Annotated in this window: 18 protein-coding genes; 16 read left to right on the top strand and 2 right to left on the bottom strand. The window is 73.1% G+C overall.

Translation table 11 applies throughout. From position 1 onward, the window contains the following. Window positions 1–7 precede the first annotated feature (7 nt). From ftsW to G7072_RS11490, 11 genes are all read left to right on the top strand, one after another. Window positions 8–1,291 (top strand): putative lipid II flippase FtsW, encoded by a 1,284-nt coding sequence (ftsW, locus tag G7072_RS11540; protein WP_166086511.1) that lies wholly within the window; start codon window positions 8–10, stop codon window positions 1,289–1,291. Further along, window positions 1,288–2,427 (top strand): undecaprenyldiphospho-muramoylpentapeptide beta-N-acetylglucosaminyltransferase, encoded by a 1,140-nt coding sequence (murG, locus tag G7072_RS11535; protein ID WP_240916891.1) that lies wholly within the window; start codon window positions 1,288–1,290, stop codon window positions 2,425–2,427. The genes ftsW and murG overlap by 4 nt, the downstream gene beginning before the upstream one ends. Further along, entirely contained in the window at window positions 2,424–3,848 is a 1,425-nt protein-coding gene (gene murC / locus G7072_RS11530) for a UDP-N-acetylmuramate--L-alanine ligase (protein ID WP_166086509.1), read from the top strand. The genes murG and murC overlap by 4 nt, the downstream gene beginning before the upstream one ends. Next, a complete protein-coding gene (locus tag G7072_RS11525; protein WP_166086507.1) occupies window positions 3,845–4,675 on the top strand; it encodes an FtsQ-type POTRA domain-containing protein in 831 nt (276 codons plus the stop codon). Before murC ends, G7072_RS11525 begins: the two co-directional genes overlap by 4 nt. 357 nt (window positions 4,676–5,032) lie before the next feature. Beyond that, a complete protein-coding gene (gene ftsZ / locus G7072_RS11520) occupies window positions 5,033–6,301 on the top strand; it encodes a cell division protein FtsZ (protein WP_166086505.1) in 1,269 nt (422 codons plus the stop codon). 8 nt (window positions 6,302–6,309) lie between these two features. Further along, on the top strand, window positions 6,310–7,077 hold the full coding sequence (gene pgeF, locus G7072_RS11515; RefSeq protein WP_166086503.1) for a peptidoglycan editing factor PgeF: 768 nt from the start codon (window positions 6,310–6,312) through the stop codon (window positions 7,075–7,077). Next, complete coding sequence (locus tag G7072_RS11510; protein WP_206063092.1) at window positions 7,074–7,811, top strand: YggS family pyridoxal phosphate-dependent enzyme; 738 nt, start codon at window positions 7,074–7,076, stop codon at window positions 7,809–7,811. Before pgeF ends, G7072_RS11510 begins: the two co-directional genes overlap by 4 nt. A gap of 42 nt (window positions 7,812–7,853) precedes the next feature. Further along, the gene (sepF, locus tag G7072_RS11505) at window positions 7,854–8,381 is read left to right on the top strand and encodes a cell division protein SepF (protein WP_166086501.1); all 528 of its coding nucleotides are present in this window, start codon (window positions 7,854–7,856) and stop codon (window positions 8,379–8,381) included. 60 nt (window positions 8,382–8,441) lie between these two features. Then, window positions 8,442–8,735 (top strand): YggT family protein, encoded by a 294-nt coding sequence (locus tag G7072_RS11500; RefSeq protein ID WP_166086498.1) that lies wholly within the window; start codon window positions 8,442–8,444, stop codon window positions 8,733–8,735. A gap of 28 nt (window positions 8,736–8,763) precedes the next feature. After that, window positions 8,764–9,843, top strand: a complete 1,080-nt coding sequence (locus tag G7072_RS11495) for a DivIVA domain-containing protein (protein WP_346766203.1) — start codon at window positions 8,764–8,766, stop codon at window positions 9,841–9,843. 169 nt (window positions 9,844–10,012) lie between these two features. Further along, complete coding sequence (locus G7072_RS11490; RefSeq protein WP_166086494.1) at window positions 10,013–10,687, top strand: hypothetical protein; 675 nt, start codon at window positions 10,013–10,015, stop codon at window positions 10,685–10,687. A 300-nt stretch (window positions 10,688–10,987) separates the two neighbouring features. Here the strand turns inward: G7072_RS11490 and ileS are convergent, their stop codons facing one another. Both ileS and G7072_RS20045 read right to left on the bottom strand, forming a co-directional pair. Further along, a complete protein-coding gene (gene ileS / locus G7072_RS11485; RefSeq protein WP_166086491.1) occupies window positions 10,988–14,155 on the bottom strand; it encodes an isoleucine--tRNA ligase in 3,168 nt (1,055 codons plus the stop codon). Between the two features lie 274 nt (window positions 14,156–14,429). Continuing rightward, window positions 14,430–15,668: a hypothetical protein gene (locus G7072_RS20045; protein WP_166086489.1), complete on the bottom strand. Its 1,239-nt coding sequence runs from the start codon at window positions 15,666–15,668 to the stop codon at window positions 14,430–14,432. Window positions 15,669–15,738: 70 nt separating this feature from the next. On the opposite strand from G7072_RS20045, the gene G7072_RS20040 reads away from it, so the two are divergent. Genes G7072_RS20040 through G7072_RS11455 form a run of 5 tightly spaced genes read left to right on the top strand, consistent with a single transcriptional unit; the run spans window position 15,739 to window position 19,003 of the window. Beyond that, window positions 15,739–16,119 (top strand): TraR/DksA C4-type zinc finger protein, encoded by a 381-nt coding sequence (locus G7072_RS20040; protein ID WP_166086488.1) that lies wholly within the window; start codon window positions 15,739–15,741, stop codon window positions 16,117–16,119. Continuing rightward, a complete protein-coding gene (gene lspA, locus G7072_RS11470) occupies window positions 16,092–16,643 on the top strand; it encodes a signal peptidase II (protein WP_166086486.1) in 552 nt (183 codons plus the stop codon). The genes G7072_RS20040 and lspA overlap by 28 nt, the downstream gene beginning before the upstream one ends. 32 nt (window positions 16,644–16,675) lie before the next feature. Then, complete coding sequence (locus G7072_RS11465; protein WP_166090027.1) at window positions 16,676–17,569, top strand: RluA family pseudouridine synthase; 894 nt, start codon at window positions 16,676–16,678, stop codon at window positions 17,567–17,569. Further along, window positions 17,556–18,296, top strand: coding sequence for a GNAT family N-acetyltransferase (locus tag G7072_RS11460; protein ID WP_166086483.1), 741 nt, complete (start codon window positions 17,556–17,558; stop codon window positions 18,294–18,296). The genes G7072_RS11465 and G7072_RS11460 overlap by 14 nt, the downstream gene beginning before the upstream one ends. Further along, a complete protein-coding gene (locus G7072_RS11455) occupies window positions 18,293–19,003 on the top strand; it encodes a class I SAM-dependent methyltransferase (RefSeq protein ID WP_240916889.1) in 711 nt (236 codons plus the stop codon). Before G7072_RS11460 ends, G7072_RS11455 begins: the two co-directional genes overlap by 4 nt. The last annotated feature ends 38 nt before the right edge of the window (window positions 19,004–19,041 follow it).

Raw genomic sequence — 19,041 nt, 5'->3', positions numbered from 1 at the left:
GCCGACGTTGACGACGACAGCGGCTCGACCCACCCGGCCCCTCGACCCGACCGACGAGGCCCGGGCCGGACAGGGCCGTCGCCCGCTCTCGATCGCGGCCCTGCGCGACTCGCTCGATCGTCCCCTGACGTCGTACTACCTGCTCGTCGGGGCCTCCGGCCTGCTGCTGACCCTCGGGCTGATCATGGTGCTGAGCAGCTCGAGCGTGTGGTCCTACGAGTTCAACGGGGGCAACAGCTACGCCACCTTCCTCAAGCAGCTCACCTGGGTCGTGCTCGCCGCGCCCTTCGTCTGGGTCGCGGTCCGGATGCCGCACTCGATGCTGCGCAAGTTCGCCTGGCCCGCGCTGATCCTCTCGGTGGTGCTGCTCGGCCTGACCCAGGGCCCGATGGGCGTCGAGGTCAACGGCAACCAGAACTGGCTGGCCCTCGGACCGGTGCAGATCCAGCCCGCCGAGCTGGCCAAGCTCGCCGTGATCCTGTGGTGCTCGCACATCTACGCCACCAAGGAGCGGCTGCTCACCGACTGGCGGCACACGCTCATCCCGGTCGTGCCGCTGATGTTCGTCGTCATCGGCCTGGTCATCGTCGGTGAGGACCTCGGCACCGCGCTGGTGCTGATGTCGATCGTGCTGGGCCTGCTGTGGGTCGTCGGGGCGCCGACGAAGATGTTCGTCGGCTCGATCCTGGTTGCCGGGGTCGCGGCCCTCGGCCTCGCCGCCTCCTCGCCCGAGCGCATGGACCGGCTCACCAGCTTCGCCGACCCCTTCGCGTCGTACGGCGACTCGGGCTGGCAGGCCGCGCACGGCATCTTCGCCATGTCGAGCGGCGGCATCTTCGGCAAGGGCATCGGCGCCAGCCAGCAGAAGTGGGGCGACCTGCCCGCGGCCCACACCGACTTCATCTTCGCCGTGCTCGGCGAGGAGCTCGGCCTGTTCGGCACCATGCTCGTGCTGGCGCTGTTCCTCACTGTCGCCTACGCCGGCTTCCGGGTGGCACGCCGCACCGTCGACCCGTTCGCCCGCTACATGGCGGCCGGCATCACCGTGTGGATCACGGCGCAGATGATCATCAACATCGGCATGGTGCTGGCCCTGCTGCCGGTCATCGGCATCCCGCTGCCGCTGGTGTCCTACGGCGGCTCGGCGCTGCTGCCGTCGCTGGTCGCCCTCGGCCTGCTGGTCTCCTTCGCCCGCCACGAGCCCGGCGCCCAGGCCGCGCTGGGCCGTCGCCGCGAGGGCGGCCCCCGCGGCACCACCGCCGGCGGGCTGTCGCGAGGTGGGCGCCGATGAGTGCGTCCGACCCCTCGCCACGCACCGAGGCGCGGGTGCTGCGCGTCCTCATGGCCGGCGGCGGCACCGCCGGCCACACCTCGCCGCTGCTGGCGACCGCCGACGCGCTGGTCCGCAGGGGCCCCGAGCTCGGCGGACGGGTGGAGGTCACCGCCCTCGGCACCGCCCGCGGGCTCGAGACGACCGTGGTGCCGGCCGCCGGCTACCCGCTCGAGCTGGTCCCGCCGGTGCCGCTGCCCCGCAAGGTCTCGGCCGACCTCGGCCGGCTGCCGGGGCGCCTGCGAGGCGCGGTCCGGGCCGCCCGCGAGGTCATCGAGCGGGTGCAGCCCGACGTCGTCGTCGGCTTCGGCGGCTACGTGTCGGTGCCGGCGTACCTCGCGGCCCGCAAGGCCAAGCTGCCCATCGTCGTCCACGAGGGCAACGCTCTGCCCGGCGTGGCCAACCGGCTCGGGGCCCGGTTCACCACCCACGTGGCCACCAGCTTCCCCGACTCGCCGCTGCGCCACGCGACCTACCTCGGGCTGCCGATCCGGCGTATGATCTCCACCCTCGACCGGGCCGCGCTCCGTGACGAGGCGCTCGCCCACTTCGGCCTCGAGCCCGGCCGGCCGACGCTGCTGGTCACCGGAGGCTCGCAGGGCGCGCGGCGGCTCAACCAGACCGTGGGCAGCGCCCAGCCGGCGCTGGCCGCGGCGGGCGTCCAGGTGCTGCACGTCGTGGGACCGGCGGGCGAGGTCGACGTCGCCCCCGAGACCGGCGCGCCGCCGTACGTCGTGGAGCGCTACGTCGACCGCATGGACCTCGCCTACGCCGCCGCCGACCTGACCGTCTGCCGCGCCGGCGCCAACTCGGTCACCGAGGTCGCCGCCGTGGGGCTGCCCGCGGTGTTCGTGCCGCTGCCGATCGGCAACGGGGAGCAGGCGCGCAACGCCCGCCCCGTCGTCGACGCCGGGGGAGGTCTGCTGGTCTCCGACGACGCCTTCACCGCCGAGTGGGCCGCCGCAACCCTGCCCGACCTGGCCACCGACACCGAGCGGCTGGCGTCCATGTCGCGCGCCGCGGCCGACCTGATCCCGCGCGACGCCGACGAGACGCTGGCGGCGATGGTGCTGCGCGCGGCGGGGTGGTCGGCGTGAGGGTCCCCGTCCCCGACGACATCCCGGCCGCCGACGCGCTGGGCCGCGTCCACTTCATCGGCATCGGCGGCGCCGGCCTGTCCGGCATCGCCCGCATCATGCTGGCCCGCGGCATCACCGTCAGCGGCAGCGACGCCCGCGAGTCCCGCGCGCTGACCGCGCTGACCGCCCTGGGCGCGCAGGTGCACGTGGGCCACCGCGCCGAGCAGGTCGCCGACGCCGACACCGTCGTGGTCTCGACCGCGGTGCGCGCCGACAACCCCGAGGTGGTCGAGGCCACGGCCCGTGGGCTGCGGGTCCTGCCGCGCTCGGCCGCCCTCGACTCCGTGATGCGCGGACGCACCGTGGTGGCCGTGGCCGGCACCCACGGCAAGACCACGACGACGTCGCTGCTCACCGTCGCGCTGCAGCACTGCGGCGCCGACCCGTCCTTCGCGATCGGCGGCGAGCTCAACGAGTCGGGGGCCAACGCCCACGACGGCACCGGCGCGCTCTTCGTGGCCGAGGCCGACGAGAGCGACGGGGCGTTCCTCGTCTACTCGCCGACCGCGGCGATCGTGACCAACGTGGAGGCCGACCACCTCGACAACTACGGCACCGAGGAGGCCTACCGGGCGGCCTTCGTGCAGTTCCTCGACCGCATCGAGCCCGGCGGGTTCCTCGTCGCCTGCGCCGACGACCCCGGCGCGGCCGAGCTGGCCCGGGTCGCGCGCGAGCGCGACCTCGAGGTGATGACGGTGGGGGAGTCCGAGGGCGCCGACCTGCGGGCCGCGACCGTGAGCTTCCTCGGGTCGACCTCGACGTTCACCGTCGACCGGGCCGGTGAGCGGCTGGGGGAGATCACGCTGCGGATCCCCGGGCGCCACTACGTGCTCGACGCGCTGGCCGCCCTCGGCACGGGGCTGCGGCTCGGCTTCGCCTTCGGGGACCTCAAGCGCGGGCTGGAGTCCTTCTCCGGCACCCGGCGGCGGATGGAGCTCAAGGGCGAGGTCGGCGGCATCCGGGTCTACGACAGCTACGCCCACCACCCCAACGAGATCGCCGGCGACCTGCAGGCGGCGCGGTCCCTGGCCGGCGACGGCCGGGTGGTGGTGGCCTTCCAGCCCCACCTGGTCTCGCGCACCAAGATCTTCGGGCCCGCCATGGGCGAGGCCCTCGGCGCCGCCGACGAGGTCGTCGTCATGGACGTCTACGTCGCCCGTGAGGACCCCGAGCCCGGCGTCAACGGCGCCATGGTCGCCTCCCACGTCCCGCTCGACCCCGACCGCGTCGCCTTCGTGTCGTCGTGGTCGCTGACGCCCGCGGCCCTCGTCGAGCGGGCGCGTCCCGGCGACGTCGTGCTCACCCTCGGCGCCGGTGACGTCACGCTGGTCGGGCCCGAGGTGCTGACCCTGCTGGCCGAGGCGGAGGCGGACCGATGAGGACCGGCTCCCCGACCCACGACCCCGACACCACGACCTCGCTCGACGGCCTCCCGCGCGAGCCCGCCGCCGGGGCGGGGCGGCGCGGACTGCGCGGTCGCCGTACCCACCGGGCGAGCCGGGTGCAGCGCCGCTTCGCCCGACGCCTGCGGGCACGCCGCTGGCGTGCCTGGCGCCGCGTGCTCGTGCTCGTCGCGCTGGTGGCTGCCGTCGCGGGCGGCGTGTGGCTGATGCTGTTCTCGTCGCTCACCTCGGTGCACGACGTCTCGGTCGAGGGGGTCTCGGTGCTCAGCGAGGACGAGGTGCGCGAGCAGGCGGCCGTGCCGCTCGACGTGTCGCTCGCGACCAGCGACCTCGACGCCGTCGAGGCCCGGGTCGAGGCCCTCGCCCCGGTGTCCTCGGTGGAGATCTCCCGCGACTGGCCCGACACGGTGACGATCGAGGTGACCGAGCGCGAGGCGCTCGCGGTCGTCGAGTGGGAGGGCGCCTGGCGCGGGGTGGACGGCGACGGCGTGCTGTTCCGCACCTACCCCGAGCGGCCCGAGGGCCTGCCCCTGCTCGACACCTCCGCCGCCACGCCCGCCGAGGCGCTCGGCGAGGCCGCCACCGTCGTGGACTACCTGCCCGCCGAGCTGCTGGCGCGGATCGAGAGCGTCGAGGTCGGCTCGATCGACGCCATCAGCCTGCTGCTGCGCGACGGCACCCGCATCAACTGGGGGAGCGCGGACGAGTCCGCGGCCAAGCTCGAGGTCCTCACCCTGCTCATGGAGCAGGAGGGGCGGATCTACGACGTCACCGCCCCCGGTCGCCCCACCCTCACCAAGTAGCGCCTTTTTTCCGCGAAGCGTCGCTCCTGCCCGCGCGAAGCGTCACTCCTGTGCGGCCGAGAGGTCGCTCGTGCACGAGCGAGGTGCGTGGGGGGCCCGCTGCGACTTTGTCGACTATTTGTCGACACGCCTGCGTGTCTGCGTCGGGTCGCGGGGTCGGTGTCCTACGTTCTTCCACAGGCGCGAGGTTGACATAACTATAACCCTCTACTTCAGGGTTAACGTTCAGGGACACGCCGAGGGCCTCTTCCCCACCGTTCCACCCAGCTCCACCCCCGTTCCACCCAGCACCAGCCATCCATCAGCAGCAAGCACGTCGGCCGACCGGGCCGGCGCCACACATGAGAGGGACCTGCCGTGGCAGCACCGCAGAACTACCTGGCCGTCATCAAGGTCGTCGGGATCGGTGGCGGTGGCGTCAACGCCGTGAACCGGATGATCGAGGTGGGACTCAAGGGTGTCGAGTTCATCGCGATCAACACCGACGCACAGGCGCTCCTGATGAGCGACGCCGACGTGAAGCTCGACATCGGCCGCGAGCTGACCCGTGGGCTCGGCGCCGGCGCGAACCCCGACGTCGGCGGCAAGGCCGCCGAGGACCACGCGGAGGAGATCGAGGAGGTGCTCAAGGGCGCCGACATGGTCTTCGTGACCGCGGGCGAGGGCGGTGGCACCGGCACCGGTGGCGCCCCCGTCGTCGCGCGCATCGCGCGCTCGCTCGGCGCGCTGACCATCGGCGTCGTGACGCGTCCCTTCTCCTTCGAGGGCCGCCGCCGCGCCAACCAGGCCGAGGAGGGCATCTCCGGTCTCCGCGAGGAGGTCGACACCCTCATCGTGATCCCCAACGACCGACTGCTGTCGATCAGCGACCGCAACGTCTCGGTCCTCGACGCCTTCAAGCAGGCCGACCAGGTCCTGCTCCAGGGTGTCTCGGGCATCACCGACCTCATCACCACCCCGGGCCTGATCAACCTCGACTTCGCCGACGTCAAGTCGGTCATGTCCAACGCCGGCTCCGCGCTCATGGGCATCGGCTCGGCCCGCGGTGAGGACCGCGCGGTCGCCGCTGCCGAGATGGCCGTCTCGAGCCCGCTGCTCGAGGCCTCCATCGAGGGCGCGTACGGCGTGCTGCTCTCGATCGCCGGTGGCTCCGACCTCGGACTGTTCGAGATCAACGAGGCCGCAGCGCTCGTCTCCCAGGCGGCCCACGCCGAGGCCAACATCATCTTCGGTGCCGTCATCGACGACGCCCTGGGCGACGAGGTCCGGGTCACGGTCATCGCGGCCGGCTTCGACGGCGGGATGCCCAAGCGTCGCGAGGCCGTGCCGGCCGCGCGCCGCGAGCCGCTGCCGTCGCAGAGCCAGGCCGAGACCCGCGCCGCGGCTGCTGCCGCGGCCGTCCGTCGGGACTCCGAGCGGGGCGCCGAGGCGGCTCGCAACGGCTACACGTCCTTCGGCTCGTCGTCGACGTCGGCCCCCCAGCGGACCGAGCAGCGCAGCGAGTACGCCCGTCCGGAGCGCAACGAGTACCAGCGTCCCGAGGCCCCGCGCACCCCGGCCCCCGCGCCGGCACGCACCTCCCCGGCGGCCGACGACGACCTCGACGTGCCGGACTTCCTGAAGTGACGCTCTGAGTGTTCGCTTTCCGCTCAGCGGTCGGCCCGGTCGAGGTGGCGTTCACCGACCGGGCCGGCGGCGTCTCCGGGCCGCCCTTCGACTCGCTCAACCTCGCCGCTGTCGGCGACGACGACCCGTCCGCGGTGGCCGCCAACCTCTGCCGCGTGCAGCAGGCCTTCACCGGCACGGCGGACGGCGAGCCGTGGGCGCTGATGCACCAGGTGCACGGCGGTGACGTCGTCAGGGTCCGCGCCGCGGACCTCCCGGCCGAGCCCTCCCCAGGGGTGGACCACCTGCCCACCGCCGACGGACTCGTGACCGACGAGCCCGGCGTGACGCTCGTGGTCCGGGTGGCCGACTGCGTCCCGGTGCTGCTGGCCGACCCCGAGGCCGGGGTCGCGGCCGCCCTCCACGTCGGACGCCCCGGGCTGGTGGCCGGGGTGCTGCCCCACGGGGTGGCGGCCATGCGCGAGCTCGGAGCCGACCCGGCCCGGGTGCACGCCTGGGTCGGGCCCCACGTGTGCGGTCGCTGCTACGAGGTGCCGGAGTCGATGCGCGACGACGTCGAGGCGGCGGTGCCCGGCACCGCCACCACCACCTCGTGGGACACCCCGGCCGTCGACCTCGGCGCCGGTGTCCGCCTCCAGCTGCACGCGGCCGGCATCGCCCCGCAGCGCGTCGAGGCGGTCGGCCGCTGCACCCGCGAGGACCCCGCGCTGTACTCCTACCGCCGCGACGGCGCCGCCTCGGGACGGCTCGCCGGGCTCGTGCGGGTGGCGCGGTGAGCGAGGCAGGAGCGCACCCCGCCGACGGTCGGGCCGACGCCGTCGCGGCCGGACTCGCGACCGTCGAGCGACGCATCGCCGACGCGTGCGCCCGGGCGGGCCGCGACCGCGACGAGGTCACCCTCGTCGTGGTGACGAAGTACTTCCCGGTCTCCGACGTGCGGCTGCTGGCCGACCTGGGGGTCCGCGAGGTGGGGGAGAACCGCTACCAGGAGGCCGTGGCCAAGAGCGAGGAGTGCGCCGACCTCGACCTGCGGTGGCACTTCATGGGCCGGCTGCAGAGCAACAAGGCCGCCGCGACGGGCCGCTGGGCCGACGTGGTGCAGTCGCTCGATCGCGCCAAGCTCGTCACCCCGCTGGCCCGCGGCGCCGAGGAGCGGGAGGGTCGTGGCCCCCTCGACGTGCTCGTGCAGGTGAACCTCGACACCGACCCCGAGGAGGCGCAGGGTCGCGGGGGCGCCGACCCCGCCGACGTACCCGCCCTGGCGGAGGCCGTCGTCGCCGCCGCGTCCCTCCGGCTGCGCGGCGTGATGGCGGTGGCACCCCGCGAGGGCGACCCCCGGGCGGCGTTCGAACGGCTGCGCGCGGTCTCGGAGACGGTGCGCGCGGTGGTGCCGGAGGCGACGTACGTCTCGGCCGGCATGAGTGGAGACCTCGAGGTCGCCCTCGAGTGCGGCGCGACACACGTGCGCGTCGGCGGGGCGATCCTCGGAAACAGACCGACCAACGGATAGCGTGAAGGAGACAGTTGTGATCCCTGTGTGGAGGCGAAACTCATGAGCGGCGCGATGCGGAAGATGGGCGTCTATCTCGGACTCCTCGAGGACAACGAGCGCTACGACGAGTACGACGAGTACGACCAGGACCCCGACCAGGGGACCCACGCCGGCGCCGCCGGCCACCAGGCGCCGCCCGGACGTGCCTCCGGTGCGACCGTGGCCCAGCTCGCCGAGCGTCGCCGCCCCGCCGCGGGCGTGGTGCCCGGCCAGGCCGGCGGTCTCGCCGTCGCGCCCCGTATGGCGGAGCTGTCGCGGATCACGACGTTGCACCCGAGCACCTACAACGAGGCGCGGGTCATCGGCGAGAACTTCCGCGAGGGCATCCCGGTGATCATGAACCTGTCCGAGATGAGCGACGTCGACGCCAAGCGTCTCGTCGACTTCGCGGCCGGGCTGGTCTTCGCGGTGCACGGCACGATCGAGCGCGTGACCAACAAGGTCTTCCTGCTCTCGCCGCCCAACGTGGCGGTCTCGACCGAGGACAAGGCCCGCATCGCCGACAGCGGCTTCTTCAACCAGAGCTGACCTCAGCGCCCCGGGTGCGAGCCCGGGGCGACTTGGCCGACCCCCCTAGGATCAGACATCGTGCAGACCGTCGGCCTCGTCATCGAGCTGGTCCTGTTCCTCTTCCTGCTGCTGCTCTTCGCGCGGTTCGTCGTGGACTGGGTCCAGGTCTTCGCGCGCTCGTGGCAGCCGCGCGGCGTGGTGCTGGTGATCCTCGAGATCATCTACTCGATCACCGACCCGCCGATCCTGTTCATCCGGCGGTTCGTGCCGCCGCTGCGCATCGGCTCGATCTCCCTGGACACGAGCTTCATCCTGGTGCTGATCGCGGTCTACATCCTCCGCGCGGTCAACCGCGCCGTTCTCCTCACCTGACTCCGAGGGCACCTGTCCCAGCGGTACGGTGTGCTCGACCCTGCCGCCCCCGAAAGGTGATCTCGTGCCCTTGACCCCCGAGGACGTGGATAACAAGCGCTTCGCCACGGCCCGCGTGATGCGCCAGGGCTACGACATGACCGAGGTCGACAACTTCCTCGACGAGGTCGCCGCGGAGATGAAGCGCCTGCACGACGAGATCGCCGAGCTGCGGTCCCAGGCGTCCGGCTCCGGCGGTCCCACCGAGGAGCAGACCACCGCCGCGTCGGCGACCGGCGAGAGCACGCCCGCCGCGACCGACGACTCGGCGGGTGACGACACCACGGAGGCGAAGGCGTCCGACACCGAGGCGGACACCGGTACGACGAGCGCGGACGGGGCCGACGAGCCCGAGGGCAGGCACGCCGAGGACGGCGCGAGCGAGGCGGACGTGTCGAGCGCGACGTCCGACGCCGAGGCGGACGACACGGCTCCTGCGGCCGGGACCCACTCCGCCGAGGCCGAGGAGGAGCTGGCCGAGGGCGACACCGAGGTGGCCCGGGTGTCCGGCACCCGGGGCGAGCTGCTGCGCGTCGCGACCACCGAGGAGGCCGCTGCGGCGGCCGCACGCATGCTCGAGCTGGCCGGCCGCAACGCCGAGGAGCTCGTCACCGACGCACGCAGCCAGGCCGACCGCATCGTGGCCGAGGCGTCCGGACGGGCCGAGCAGCTCGACGGCGAGACCGAGCAGCGCCGCACGGCCCTGGTGGCCGAGCTGGAGCGTGACCACCAGGAGCTCAAGGACGAGGTCGAGGACCTGCGCGTCTTCGAGCGCGAGTACCGCGCCCAGCTCCGCAACTACTTCCAGCAGCAGCTGGAGGCGCTCGACGCCCAGGGTGGCGGCGTCACGCTCGCCGAGGACCTCCACGAGGACGAGGGCGAGATCGGCTCACGCCTGCGCTCGATCCTCGCCGAGGAGGAGTCCAGCGAGTCTGGCTCGACAGACTCCGACGCGGCAGGCTCCGACGCGGCGGACTCCGACGCGGCAGGCTCCGACGCGGCAGGCTCCGAGGCGTCCGGTGAGGACCAGGGCGAGGCGACCGAGGACGGCTCTCGCCCCCACGCCTGACGCAGGCGATCCGCCAGGGGCCGCCTGATCGTGTGCGCCTGGTGCCACCAGGTGACTCGAGCTGCACACGATCCTCAGGATCATGAGCGGCGATCAGTGGCCCTCGGACGGATGAGCCCCACACGGGCGTCGACGACAACCTCGCGGCTCCGTGGGGAGTGTCAGTGACATGAACGCCGTGCAGAAGGTCGTCGCAGGAGTGGTGACGCTCGTCGTGGGGATCGGCCTCGGCGGTTGCAGCGGCGGCAACGAGGCTGCGACCCCCGCTCCTCCCGCGAAGCCGTCGACGGACAGCCGCCACGCCGCGTCGCCCCGCGGACCGTCGTCCGGGTCGTCCGTGCGCGAGCGCGACGAACGGCCCGCTCAGCTGCTGCCGGACGGCCGCCCCGCCGCGGTCGACCCCGACCTGGTGCGCCTGGCGACGTCGTTCGTGGCGTACGCCGTGGGTGATGCGCGCACGTTCCCGCACGCTGTCACGATCTCCTTGTCGCTCGGCGGAGAGGCGGCCGGCACGCTCGACGACCTCTCGCAGGCGCTGTCGACGCGTCGGACGTGGAGGAGCTGCCCGCCCGGCTGGACGACGTACGGCGCCGGGTCCTGCCCGGTGGACTCCCTTGCGCAGATCACCAACGCCGAGGCGAACGGCCGCACCCTCGTCCTCACCCCGCGGGTCGGAGCCGTCACCTGTGCACCGACGAGGACCGGTCCGGTGCCGTCCGGGCGGCGGGTGGTCCTCAGACCCAGCCTGGGTGACCGCACCTGCGCGAACGACTTCGCCCTGGTGCTCGCCGCCGACCGGCACGGTCGTCTCCGAGCCGTCGACCTGACGATCGCGGAGCCGTGACCCCGATCGTCGAGCCAACCCGGCCGGCGCGCGCTCGTCATACGCCTGGACGGTCCGGGGGCCGTCCTGACCGTCCAGGCGTATGAGAACTCGCCTCCGCCCAGCCTCACGTCGTGAACGACGTACGGCGTGCTGCCTCAGGTCGTCAACGACATGGGGACGGTCCAGGGGCTGCTGGCAGAGGCCTCACGTCGCCAACGACCTACGGCGTGGTGCCTCAGGTCGTCAACGACGTACGGCGTGCTGCTCCACGTCGTCAACGACGTGAGGCCGGTCCACGTCCCGACCGAGCGACGTGCGTCAGACGCGGGCGACCGAGAACCGCAGCCCCAGGTCGGCGTCCTCGCGGACGTCGCCGCTCGGCTCGGAGCGCGACACCGAGATCGCCAGGACCTCGTCGGCCACGGCGGCCTCGTGCTCGGCCAGCGCCTCGCCCAGCTCGCCGTCGGCCTGCCACACCAGCGAGATCCGGTCGCTGACCTCGAAGCCGCTCGATTTCCGGGCCTCCTGCACCAGCCGGACGACCTCGCGCGCGAGTCCCGCTCGACGCAGCTCCGGCGTCAGCTCGAGGTCGAGCGCGACGGTCTCGCCGTGCTCGTTGGCCACCGACCAGCCCTCGCGAGGACGCTCGGAGAGGATGACCTCCTCGGCGGTGACCGACAGCTCCTCGCCGTCGACGGCGACCGATGCCGAGCCCGACTCCCGCAGCGAGGCGGCCAGGACGGCCGCGTCGGCGGCAGCGATCGCACCGGCCACCTGCGGCGTACGCTTCGCGAACCGCTTGCCGAGCGCGCGGAAGTTGCCCTTCGCACTGACGTCGACCAGGTCGCCGGTCGAGTCCAGCGACTCGACGGCGCCGATGTTGAGCTCCTCGGCGACCTCGCCCCGCAGGTCCTCGCCGAGAGCCGACCACGCCGCCGACGGCACCAGCGCGCGCCGCAGCGGCTGCCGCGTGCGCACCTTGGCGTCGGCGCGTGCCGCGCGTCCCAGCTCGACGATCCGGCGCGCCTGCTGCATGCGCCGGTCGAGGTCCACGTCGACGAGCGCCTCGTCGACCTCGGGCCACGACGCCAGGTGCACCGACGCCTCCGCTCCGGTCGCGGCGAAGAGGTCCTGCCAGACACGCTCGGTGATGAACGGCGTCAGCGGCGCCGACACCAGCGTCACCAGCCGCAGGCACTCGTGCAGCGTCGCCAGCGCGCCGGGGTCGCCGGCCCAGAAGCGCCGCCGCGAGCGACGGACGTACCAGTTCGACAGCACGTCGACGTACGCCGCGATGCGTGCGCCGGTGCGCTGGGTGTCGAACCCCTCGAGCGCCTCGGTGACGTCGCGGACCAGCCGGTGAGCCTCCGAGAGGGCCCAGCGGTCGAGCACGTGCCGCTCGGCGGGCGCCGGCGCGGCGTCGGTCGGCGACCAGCCCGCCGACCGGGCGTAGAGCGCCTGGAAGCCGACCGTGTTCCAGTAGGTCAGCAGCACCTTGCGGACGGTCTCCTCGATCGCCTGGTGCCCGACGCGCCGCGCCGACCAGGGGGAGCCGGACGCGGCCATGAACCAGCGCACCGCGTCGGCGCCGTGGCGGTCCATCAGCGGCAGCGGCTCGAGGATGTTGCCGAGGTGCTTGCTCATCTTGCGGCCGTCCTCGGCCAGGATGTGGCCCAGGCACACGACGTTCTTGTACGACGAGCGGTCGAACACCAGCGTGTTCACCGCCATCAACGTGTAGAACCAGCCGCGGGTCTGGTCGATCGCCTCGCAGATGAAGTCAGCCGGGAACGCGGCCTCGAAGCGCTCCTTCGAGCCCTCGACGTGGGGGTAGCCCCACTGCGCGAACGGCATCGAGCCGCTGTCGAACCACGCGTCGATGACCTCGGGTACGCGTCGGGCCTCGAGCCCACAGGTGGTCGAGCCGGTCGAGACCGGGCAGGCGAAGACGATGTCGTCGACGAACGGACGGTGCGGGTCCAGGTCGGACTGGTCGGTCCCGGTCAGCTCGGTCAGCTCGGCGCGCGAGCCGACGCACGTCTGGTGGTCGTCCTCGCAGCGCCAGATCGGCAACGGCGTGCCCCAGTAGCGACGCCGTGACAGCGCCCAGTCGATGTTGTTGTTGAGCCAGTCGCCGTAGCGGCCCCACTGGATCGTCTCGGGGTGCCAGCTCGTGGCCGCGTTCTCGCGCAGCAGCTCGTCCTTGCGCTCGGTGGTCCGGACGTACCAGGACGGCTGCGCGTAGTACATGAGCGCGGTGTGGCAGCGCCAGCAGTGCGGGTAGGAGTGCTCGAAGGCGACGTGGCGGAACAGCAGCCCCCGAGCCTCGAGGTCGCTCACCAGGTCGGCGTCGGCGTGCTTGAAGAACTGCCCGCCGACGAGCGGGATCGCGTCCTCGAAGTGGCCGTCGGCCTTGACCGGGTTCACCACCGGCAGCCCGTAGCGGCGGCAGACCGCCATGTCCTCCTCACCGAAGGCGGGGGACTGGTGCACCAGGCCCGAGCCGTCCTCGGTGGTGACGTAGTCGCCGAGCACGACGTAGTGCGCGGGCTCGTCGGCGGGGAACTCGACGAGGTCGAAGGGCCGGGTGTATGTCCAGCGCTCCATGTCCGCGCCGCCGACCGTCTCCAGCACCTCCCAGCCCTCGCCGAGCGTCTCCGCCAGCAGCGGCTCGGCGACGACGAGCGTCTCGGTGCCGTCGGTGGCCACGACGTAGGTGACCTCGGGGTTGACCGCGACCGCGGTGTTCGACACCAGCGTCCACGGGGTCGTCGTCCACACCAGCAGGCTCGCGCGCCCGGCGAGCGGGCCGCTGGTCAGCGGGAAGCGCACGTAGACGCTGGGGTCGGTGACGGTCTCGTAGCCCTGGGCCAGCTCGTGGTCGGACAGCCCGGTGCCGCAGCGCGGGCAGTACGGCGCCACCCGGTGGTCCTCGACCAGCAGGCCCGACGTGTGGATCTGCTTGAGCGCCCACCACACCGACTCGACGTACTCGGGGGCCATGGTGGTGTAGGCGTGCTCGAGGTCGACCCAGTAGCCCATCCGGTCGGTCATCTTCGCGAACTGGTCGACGTTGCGCAGCACCGACTCCCGGCAGCGGGCGTTGAACTCGGCGACGCCGAACGCCTCGATGTCGTTCTTGCCGGTGAAGCCCAGCTCCTTCTCGACCGCGAGCTCGACGGGCAGGCCGTGGCAGTCCCAGCCGGCCTTCCGCTCGACGTGGTAGCCCTGCATCGTGCGGAAGCGCGGGAAGACGTCCTTGAAGACGCGGGCCTCGACGTGGTGGGTGCCGGGCAGGCCGTTGGCCGTCGGCGGGCCCTCGTAGAAGGTCCACGGCTCGGCGCCGCGGGTGCGCTCCAGCGACGCGGCGAAGGTGTCGTTCTCCCGCCAGAGGTCGAGCACCTCGTGCTCCAGCGCGGGCAGGTCGACCTGCGCGGGGACCGGGCGGTAGGAAGAGCCGCCGGGGCGGTCGGTGCTGGTGTCCACGGGGTGCGTCCTCGTCTGTCGTTCGACGACCCGGGGGTACGTCGATCCTGCGACGAAGGGACGAGGCCGCTCGATCGAGCCGGTCCCGCGGTACCACCCTCCTTGGCGTCCTCCCGTGGTGCTGGGGGAAGCCCTCTCGTGCACGTCCGCTGCCGGTTCTACCTGCCCGCGACCGGGGTCGGGGGCGCTCCTCCGGCGGCTCGGGGTGATCTTCGATCCGGCCAACACCCCTGGGCTCCCACCGTCCCCAGGTCGCTCTCGGCTGGTCCCGGACCTACTCGTCCCGTCGACACCGTGCGTACGCGGGTGCCAGTCTGCCAGCCGCCCCGGTCGCGACCAACTCGGTATCCGGACCGGCGTGACTTCGCGGCCTCGCGCGTGGCGTGGCCTGTTGTCCTGGGGGGTGCCCGGGCATATCCTCACCGCACTGTGCGGGCTGGGGACGTGCAGGTACGCCGGGCGGGGCCAGGTGTTCCACCCATCGGCGAAGCGATCTCCTTCTCGAGAAGGGCACGACGATGGCTCGGATGAGCGCCGCCAAGCTGGCGGGCAAGACGGCGGCTGCCGCCAAGCGCGTCACCGGTCGGGGCGGGAAGGCCGCCAAGTCCGCCGCCCAGTCCGCCGCGAAGACCGCCGCCGCGCCGGCGAAGGCCGCCGCGAAGAAGTCCCCGGCGAAGAAGACCTCGGCGAAGTCGACCGCGCCGGCACCCGCGAAGCAGTCGGCGGCCACGGCCGCGTCGGTGAAGAAGGCGGCTGCCGCGAAGGCGCCGTCGCCCGCGCCGGCCGCGAAGGCCCCGGCGAAGAAGGCTCCGGCGCAGAAGACCCCAGCGAAGAAGACCCCGGCGAAGAGCACGGCCACGAAGGCGGCCCCCGCCAAGAAGGCGCCCGCCGCGAGTGCGGCGAAGAAGACCCCGGCGAAGAAGGCCCCGGCGAAGAGCACGGCCACAAAGGCAGCCCCCGCCAAGAAGGCGTCCGCCGCGAGCACGGCGAAGAAGGCGACGCCCGCCAAGAAGGCGACAGCGAGCACGGCGACGAAGGCGACGCCCACCAAGAAGGCGACGCCAGTCAAGAAGGCGTCAGCGAGCACGGCGACGAAGGCGACGCCCGCGAAGAAGGCGACGCCAGTCAAGAAGGCGACCGCGGCGAAGAAGGCCATCGCCACGAAGGGCACGTCGACGGCCACGGCGAAGAAGGCCGGCGCGTCGAAGAAGGCCAGCGCGACGAAGAAGTCGGCCACCAAGGCGACCGCTCCGGCGCCCGCGAAGCAGTCGGCGGCGACCACGGCCTCGGTGAAGAAGGCGGCCGCGAAGAAGGCGCCGTCCCCGGCCGCGTCGACGGCGAAGCTCGCGACCTCGAAGGCCTCGTCGACGAGCACGGCGAAGAAGACCGCACCGGCTGCCGCCGCGGCGACCGCTGCTGCCGCGAGCGCGGCCAAGAAGACGGCCTCCGCTGCTGCGACGGCTGCGAAGAAGACCGCGTCGGCCGCGACGACCGCGACGCGGAAGACGGCCACGGCCGCGACCCCGACGACGGCCAAGAAGCCGGCCAAGAAGTCCGGCCCGATCCGCGCCTCCTCGCTGGCGGTGAAGGCCGACGAGTCGCCGTGGACGGCGAAGGAGCTCAACCAGGTCAAGGCCGAGCTGGCCGCCGACGTCGAGCGCCTGCGCGGCGAGCTGGACCTGGCGGCGAAGGAGCTCGACGGGCTCATGCGCGACGCCGGGGACGGGGCGGGTCACGACCAGGCCGACGTCGGGTCGGCCACCTTCGAGCGCGACCACGAGGTGTCCATCGCCAACAACGCGCGGGACATGCTGACCCAGACCGAGCACGCCCTCGAGCGCATCGAGGACGGCACCTACGGCCGGTGCGAGAGCTGCGGTGAGGCCATCGGCAAGAATCGTTTGATGGCGTTCCCGCGTGCCACACTGTGCGTGCCATGCAAGCAGCGCGAGGAGCGTCGCTGAACGACAGCGACGACGAGCACCCCCCGACACCGCCGGACCGACGACGTCGGCTCGGCCTCTTCGCGACCGTCGCCGTGGTGGCCTACCTGGTCGACCTCGGCACCAAGACCTGGGCGCTCGCCGCGCTCGAGCGCGGGCAGCCCGTCGAGGTGGTGGGGGACCTGTTCCGCCTCACCCTGGTCTTCAACCCCGGCGCCGCCTTCAGCCTCGGTACGTCCTCCACGGTCTACCTCACGATCTTCGCGATGGTGGCCGCCGTCGTGGTGCTCGTCGTCGCCCGCAAGGTCGGCGACCCGCTCTGGGCCGTCGGGCTCGGTGCGCTGCTCGGCGGCATCCTCGGCAACCTGACCGACCGGCTCTTCCGCGACCCCGGACCGTTGCGCGGCCACGTCGTCGACATGTTCCAGCTGCCGAACTGGCCGGTCTTCAACGTCGCCGACATGTGCATCAACCTGGCGGCGGTCGTCATCGTCGTGCAGGCCTTCCGCGGCATCAGCCTCCGCGGCGAGCGGAACGCGCCGTGAGCGAGCACCGCACCGTCTTCGTCCCCGACGGCATGGAGGGCGAGCGCGTCGACGCCTGCCTGGCGCGCATGTTCGGCTTCTCCCGCACCCGCGCGGCCGACCTCGTCGCCGACGGGCACGTCCGCCTCGACGGGCGCGACGTGGCGAAGTCCGACCGGGTCCACGGCGGCGCGATGCTCGACGTCGAGATCCCCGACCTGCGTGACCCGGTGGCGATCGTGCCCCAGATCGTCGAGGGCATCGGGATCATCCACGACGACGACTCCCTGGTCGTCATCGACAAGCCGGTCGGGGTCGCCGTACACCCGAGCCCGGGCTGGAACGGACCCACCGTCGTCGGCCACCTCGTCGCCGCCGGCTTCCGGATCGCCACCAGCGGCGCCTCGGAGCGGCAGGGCATCGTCCAGCGGCTCGACGTCGGCACCAGCGGGGTCATGGTCATCGCCAAGGGCGAGGTCGCCTACTCCCGGCTCAAGAACGCCTTCCGCCACCGCACGGTCGACAAGACCTACCACGCGCTGGTCCAGGGCCACCCCGACCCGTTGCGCGGCACGATCGACGCCCCGATCGCGCGCCACCCGCGCTTCGACCACAAGTTCCACGTCGCCGAGGGCGGCCGCCACAGCGTCACCCACTACGACACCCTCGAGGCCCACCGCTTCGCCAGCCTGCTCGAGGTCCACCTCGAGACCGGCCGCACCCACCAGATCCGGGTCCACATGCAGGCGCTCAAGCACCCCTGCGCCGGTGACCCGCTGTACGGCGGCGACCCGGTCCTCGCGGCCCGCCTCGACCTGACACGCCAGTGGCTGCACGCCGTACGCCTCGGCTTCGAGCACCCCGGGACGGGGGAGCACGTCAGCTACGAGTCGCCCTACCCGGCCGACCTCGCCCACGCCCTGGAGCTCGTCCGTGAGCTCGACTGACCCGCAGACCGCCGGGCCCGACGTCCTGGTGCGCCGTGCCGTGCCGGAGGACGCCGCCGACTGCGCCGAGGTGGTGATCGCGGCCCGGCGCGGAGCCGGCCGCGCCTTCCCGCCCCCGGTGCACACCGTCGAGGAGGACCGCGCCTTCTTCGCCGGCCGGGTCTGCGACCACGAGGTCTGGGTGGCCGAGATCGCCGGCGAGGTCGTGGGCCACCTCGACCTCGACGGCCACTGGGTGCACTCGCTCTACGTCCACCCGCGTGCCCAGGCCCGGGGCGTCGGGGCGGCGCTGCTCGACCTGGCCAAGGCCTGCCGGCCCGAGGGATTCGGGCTGTGGGTGTTCTCCACCAACGAGGGCGCCCGCGCCTTCTACCGCCGGCAGGGGCTGCTCGAGCTGGAGACGACCGACGGCTCGGCCAACGAGGAGAAGGCCCCCGACGTGCGCATGGTCTGGCCCGGGCCGGACCCGCTCGCCTTCCTGCGCCACCAGATCGACCTCGTCGACGAGGAGCTCGCCGCCGTGGTCAACCGCCGGGTCGCGCTCACCGCCGCCGTCCAGGCGGTCAAGGACACCCCGGGCCACGCCGGCCGCGACCCCGAGCGGGAGGCGGAGATCGCCGCCCGCCTGGCCTCCCGCACGCCCGGTCTCGACGCGTCCGACTGGACGCCGGTGGTCCACCGGCTCGTCGAGACCGGTCTGGACGTGGCCGAGCGGCGCCGTCGGTGAGCAGCCGTCGGTCGAGCGAGACCGAGGCGACGCTCGCGGCGTACCAGGCCGGCGCCGAGGCGTACGCCGAGGCCTCACCCGCCGCCCCGCCCGAGGTCCTCGACCTCATGGACCGCACCCGCGCGCGGCTCCGGCCCGGGGCCCGGGTGCTGGAGATCGGGTCCGGACCCGGCCGGGACGCGCTCGCGCTGGAGGAGCGCGGGCTGAGCGTCCGGCGCACCGACATCACGCCGGCGTTCGTCGACCGGCTCCGGCGCCTCGGGCAGGCCGCCGACGTCCTCGACCCGCTCCACGAGGACCTGCGCGACCCAGAGGCAGGCCCACAGGCAGGCCCACAGGGCGGCCCGCAAGCAGGCGCGGACGGTTGCTACGACGCGGTCTGGGCCGACGCCGTGCTCCTGCACGTCGCCCGCGCCGACCTGCCGCGGCTGCTGCGGCGCCTCCACGACGCGGTCCGCGACGGCGGCGTCCTCGCGCTGACCATGAAGGAGGGCGACGGCGACGGCTGGTCCTCCCACGGCTCGGTCGGCGCCCCGCGCCACTTCACCTTCTGGCGGGAGCCGGCGCTGCGCGCCGTGCTCGAGGGGGCCGGGTGGCGGATCCTCCACGTCCACCGCAGCGCCGGACGGCCCGGGATCGAGGAGGGCTGGCTCGCGGTTCTGTCGGAGCGGAGTGGCACCGTGGTCGCAGGAGGGTCGGTCGCTTAGGGTGGTCTCCTTCCCCCCGACTCGGCCGATCGCCCTCC

Source organism: Nocardioides sp. HDW12B, from assembly GCF_011299595.1.
Lineage (GTDB): Bacteria > Actinomycetota > Actinomycetes > Propionibacteriales > Nocardioidaceae > Marmoricola_A.
Note: the sequence above shows the minus strand (reverse complement) of the source record. Positions and strands in the feature narration are given on the sequence as shown.